Genomic DNA, 4,921 nt, shown 5'->3' with positions numbered 1-4,921 from the left:
AAAAACCTCATGATTTTAAAGGTCGACTTTGACCTCATCTAGTTTTAAATATTCAAAAAAACCCCAAACGGGGTTTTCTTTTTGTATTACTTCATGTTGTTGATTGCAGTTTGTAAACGTGATTTTTGACGGCTAGCGAAGTTTTTATGGTAAACATTTTTAGCTACAGCTGAGTCAAGTTTAGAACTACAAGCATTGTAAGCTGCAATCGCTGCTTCTTTATCATTCGCTTCAACAGCAGCTAATACTTTTTTAATTGCTGTTTTGATGGCTGATTTTTTAGATACAACTAACATGTGAGCTTTGTTATTTGTTTTTACACGTTTCTTTTGTGAATCGATTTGTGGCATGGTTTGCACCTCCTGACATAAATTGCTTTAAAATTATAACAAAATCTTTTTTGGTTTGCAATAAAATCCATTAACTATTTTTGTAAAATACGATATAATACGAATTGTTGGAGGAAAACTATGAAACAAATTCGTTGTATTTTTATGGGAACACCAGCAATTGCAGCTACTTTATTAGAAAATATGATACAAGCAGGTATTGAAGTAGGAATGGTAGTTACCCAGCCGGATAAGAAAAAAGGACGTAAACAAATTCTTGTTTATTCTCAAGTAAAAGAAGTGGCAATATCTCATGGAATTGAAGTATTTCAGCCAGTTCGTTTAAAAGAAGACTATCAAAAAATTATAGATTATAAACCCGATATTATTGTGACTTGTGCCTATGGACAATGGGTACCCAAAATTATTTTGGATTTACCTGTCTATGGCTGTATTAATTTACATGGATCGCTTCTTCCTGAGTATAGAGGAGGGGCACCGATTCAAAGAGCCATTTGGAATGGAGATACCATATCGGGTATGACACTGATGAAAATGGCACCGAAAATGGATGGGGGTCCTATTTGTGATATAGAAAAAGTTTCTATTTCTTTAGAAGATAATTCTTCTTCGATTTTTGAAAAAATGGCAAAGGCTGCCAGTATTTTATTGATTCGTAACTGGGATTCTTTAATTACTGGACAAGCTCAATTTATTTCACAAGATGAATCAAAAGCTACTTTAGCGCCTGTGATTTCAAAAGAAGAAGAACATATTGACTTACATCAAGATGACATGCATATTTTTAATCAAATTCGTGCTTTATCAAAAGAACCAGGAGCTTATGTGAAAATCAAAAATAAAAAGTTTAAAATTTTAAAAGCTCGTTATCTTCCTTGTTTGATTGAAAAACCATATGAATTTTCTGGACTCCAAGACAATGGATTTGTATTGAATCTAAAAGAAGGTATTTTATTGATTGATGAATGTCAAATAGAGGGAAAACCTGTTTTAAGTGGAAAACAATTCTTTAATGGAATGGGACGAAATCTAGTTGGTGAAAGAGTTGAATGATGTTAAAATAAAAAATCGAAAGGGGGAAAAATATGGATCAAAGTCATATTCGAAATTTTTCAATCGTAGCTCATATTGACCATGGAAAATCCACTTTAGCCGATCGAATCTTAGAATTAACGGATACCGTTGAAAAAAGAGACATGGTCTCTCAGATTCTGGATTCTATGGACTTGGAACGAGAAAGAGGCATTACCATTAAATTAAATGCCGTACAATTAATGTATCACGCTAAAAATGGAGAAGACTATATCTTCCATTTAATTGATACACCCGGACACGTCGATTTTTCCTATGAAGTGTCTCGTTCATTAGCTGCTTGTGAAGGCGCTGTATTGGTTGTGGATGCGGCTCAAGGTGTACAAGCCCAGACATTGGCCAATGTATATCTGGCATTAGATAATGATTTAGAAATATTACCGGTTTTAAATAAAATTGATTTACCAAGTGCTCAACCCGAAGTCGTTAAAGAAGAAATTGAAAATTTAATCGGTTTGGATTGTTCACAAGCTGTCGAAATCAGTGCCAAATCGGGTTTGAATGTTGATAAAGTATTAGAAGAAATTGTTGAAAAATTACCAGCTCCATCTGGAAATCCAAACGCCCCTTTACAGGCATTGGTATTTGATTCTGTTTATGATGCGTATCGAGGTGTTATTGCTTTTGTTTCTGTAAAAAATGGTTCTATAAAACCAAAAGATAAAATTCGTTTTATGGCATCTGGTGCTGAATATGAAGTCATTGAAGTTGGAGTTCGTACACCAAAAGAAGTCATAAAAAATGAATTAAGTACAGGGGAAGTTGGATGGATTAGTGCGGCTATTAAAAATATTGAAAATGTAAGAGTTGGAGATACCATTACATGGGCTCAAAATCCAGCCAGTGAACCATTAAAAGGATATCGAGAAATGAATCCGATGGTGTATTGTGGATTATATCCTGTAGACAATGCTCGCTATGATGATTTAAAAGAAGCTTTATTAAAATTAAAATTAAACGATGCATCTTTACAATTTGAACCCGAAACATCCCAGGCCCTTGGATTTGGTTTTCGATGTGGTTTCTTGGGTTTACTTCATATGGATGTAGTCGAAGAAAGACTGGAACGAGAATTTAATTTAGATTTGATTGCGACAAGTCCTTCTGTTATTTATCACGTATATAAAACCGATGGCACAATGGAAGCCATTGACAATCCAGCTGCTTTACCACCGGCTCAAAACATTGATCACATTGAAGAACCTTATGTTTCAGCTGAAATTATGGTTCCAAAAGAATATGTGGGTGCTATGATGGAGCTTTGTCAAAAGAAACGAGGAGAGTATGTGGATTTACAGGTATTAGATGATGTTCGTATGATGATGAAATATGAACTTCCTCTAAGTGAAATCATCTTTGATTTCTTTGATAAAATGAAATCCTGTACCAAAGGCTATGCCTCATTAGACTATGAAATCAGTGGCTATCGACCTAGTAAATTAGTGAAAATGGATATTTTATTAAATGGGCAAGTCATTGATGCTTTAAGTACCATTGTTTATAAAGACTTTGCGTATCATCGTGGAAATGCGATGACGATTAAATTAAAAGAAATTATTCCTAAACAGCAATTTGAAATTCCAGTACAAGCAGCTATTGGAGGAAAAGTTATTGCACGTACCAATATCAAAGCTCTTCGCAAAAATGTATTGGCGAAATGTTATGGAGGCGATATTTCGCGTAAAAAGAAATTACTGGAAAAACAAAAAGAAGGAAAGAAACGAATGAAGATGGTGGGATCGGTCGAAATTCCGCAAGAAGCTTTTATGGCTGTTCTTTCGATGGATGAAGACTAATATGCATGCCTATGTTCATATTCCTTTTTGTGATTCCATTTGTTTTTATTGTGACTTTTGTCGAAAAATTGATCAAAATAAAGACATTTATTTAGATGCATTAGAAAGAGAAATCCATTCTCTTTCTTTTCCATCTTTAGATACACTTTATTTTGGAGGAGGTACACCAAGTTGTTTAAGTACAGAACAAATAAATCGACTCTGTCACATGTTTAGTCCGTATTTAAAAACAAATTATGAATGGACTATGGAATGCAATCCTGATTCGATAACCGAAGAAAAAATAAAAATGATGAAAGAATGTGGCATTAATCGTATTAGTTTAGGCGTTCAAACGTTTCATGATTCTTTATTAAAACAAATTGGAAGAAAGCACAATGTAAAAGATGTTTATCATTGTATTTCTTTATTAAGAAAATATGGATTTTCCAATATTTCTATTGATTTAATATATGGACTACCCAATCAGTCTTTACAACAAGTAAAAGAAGACTTAGATTGTTTTTTGAATTTACATCTTCCGCATTTATCTATTTATTCTCTTCAAATTGAAGAAAATTCTATTTTTGGAAAACAAAAACTACAACCCATTGATTCAGATATAGAAGAACAAATGTATGAAATAATTTGTGAATCCTTAAAAGACTATCAACACTATGAAATATCCAGTTTTTGTTTAGACAATCAATTTTCCAGACACAATTTAAGTTACTGGAAGGACCTGGATTTTATAGGAATTGGCTATGGAGCCTGTGGCAAAGAAAACAATATTCGATATAGTCATGTATCGAATTATCAAGACTATTTAAAACAACCGAATCAAAGAATCTATGATTATACAAGTCTTGAAGATCAGAAGTTTGAAGCCATTATGATGTCACTTAGAACCAGTTTTGGATTGGATGTAAAAACATTTAATGAAAAATATCAAAGTGATTTTTATAAAGAATATCAAGATATACTTTTAAAGTATAAAGACTATTTTTTGATTCATGAAAATACTTGTTCTTGTACACAAAAAGGAAGAGACATTTTAAATACAATTCTTATTGATTTTTTGGATTAATGTCGTTATAATATAGAGGCTTTTGTACTGAGAAACAGGAGTCTCCGACCTTTTTCACGGTATAGAAGGACTGCATATAGGAGGAAACAAAGATGTTATTAAAAGCAGAAAAACAAGCTATTATGAAAGAATATGCTCGTCATGAAGGAGATACTGGTTCTCCTGAAGTGCAAATTGCCGTATTGACAGCACAAATCAATCGTTTAACTGAGCATTTCAAAGACCACAAACATGATTATCATTCACAACGTGGATTGATGAAAATGGTTGGTCGTCGTAAAGCTTTATTGAATTACTTAAAAGATGTTGATTACGATCGTTATAAAGATTTAATTGCTCGTTTAGGTTTAAGAAAATAGTCGAGAATTCTCGATTATTTTTTTTATTTCTTTTCTATTTATCTTTTCTATGTTAAGATTAACAATGTCGAAAAATGAGGTGAAAAAAGATGAAACAAGAGTTTCAATTTGATTTCTGTGGTCGGGGGATCACAGTAGAGACTGGTGAAATTGCCAAACAAGCCGATGGAGCGGTTATTGTTCGATATGGAGATACAGTAACATTATCAACTGCTTGTGCATCAAACCAGGCAAAAGAAGGGATTGACTTTTTCCCTT

6 protein-coding genes are annotated in these 4,921 nt (G+C 33.0%); 5 read left to right on the top strand and 1 reads right to left on the bottom strand.

What is annotated here, in order from left to right; all coding sequences use genetic code 11:
• Positions 1-86 precede the first annotated feature (86 nt).
• Complete coding sequence (gene rpsT / locus ACI32A_RS09215) at positions 87-350, bottom strand: 30S ribosomal protein S20 (protein WP_439754764.1); 264 nt, start codon at positions 348-350, stop codon at positions 87-89.
• Between the two features lie 120 nt (positions 351-470).
• Between rpsT and fmt the strand changes: the two genes are divergently transcribed.
• The 5 genes from fmt to ACI32A_RS09190 all read left to right on the top strand — a co-directional run.
• Positions 471-1,403, top strand: a complete 933-nt coding sequence (fmt, locus tag ACI32A_RS09210; RefSeq protein ID WP_439754763.1) for a methionyl-tRNA formyltransferase — start codon at positions 471-473, stop codon at positions 1,401-1,403.
• A 32-nt stretch (positions 1,404-1,435) separates the two neighbouring features.
• A complete protein-coding gene (gene lepA, locus ACI32A_RS09205; protein WP_439754762.1) occupies positions 1,436-3,238 on the top strand; it encodes a translation elongation factor 4 in 1,803 nt (600 codons plus the stop codon).
• A gap of 1 nt (position 3,239) precedes the next feature.
• A complete protein-coding gene (hemW, locus tag ACI32A_RS09200; RefSeq protein ID WP_439754761.1) occupies positions 3,240-4,304 on the top strand; it encodes a radical SAM family heme chaperone HemW in 1,065 nt (354 codons plus the stop codon).
• A gap of 92 nt (positions 4,305-4,396) precedes the next feature.
• Positions 4,397-4,663 carry a 30S ribosomal protein S15 gene (gene rpsO / locus ACI32A_RS09195; protein ID WP_439754760.1) on the top strand — a complete coding sequence of 89 codons (267 nt, stop codon included), beginning with the start codon at positions 4,397-4,399 and terminating at the stop codon, positions 4,661-4,663.
• A gap of 89 nt (positions 4,664-4,752) precedes the next feature.
• Positions 4,753-4,921 (top strand): hypothetical protein (locus tag ACI32A_RS09190; protein ID WP_439754765.1); only part of this gene is annotated, 169 nt, incomplete at its 3' end.

It is taken from the genome of Floccifex sp. (assembly GCF_051873555.1).
Classification (GTDB): domain Bacteria; phylum Bacillota_I; class Bacilli_A; order Erysipelotrichales; family Erysipelotrichaceae; genus Floccifex.
Note: the sequence above shows the minus strand (reverse complement) of the source record. Positions and strands in the feature narration are given on the sequence as shown.

What these genes read in the sequence shown, in the direction of transcription:
- rpsT (WP_439754764.1), bottom strand. Translation starts at nt 350, where the DNA reads ATGCCACAAATCGATTCACAAAAGAAACGTGTAAAAACAAATAACAAA.
- fmt (WP_439754763.1), top strand. Translation starts at nt 471, where the DNA reads ATGAAACAAATTCGTTGTATTTTTATGGGAACACCAGCAATTGCAGCT.
- lepA (WP_439754762.1), top strand. Translation starts at nt 1,436, where the DNA reads ATGGATCAAAGTCATATTCGAAATTTTTCAATCGTAGCTCATATTGAC.
- hemW (WP_439754761.1), top strand. Translation starts at nt 3,240, where the DNA reads ATGCATGCCTATGTTCATATTCCTTTTTGTGATTCCATTTGTTTTTAT.
- rpsO (WP_439754760.1), top strand. Translation starts at nt 4,397, where the DNA reads ATGTTATTAAAAGCAGAAAAACAAGCTATTATGAAAGAATATGCTCGT.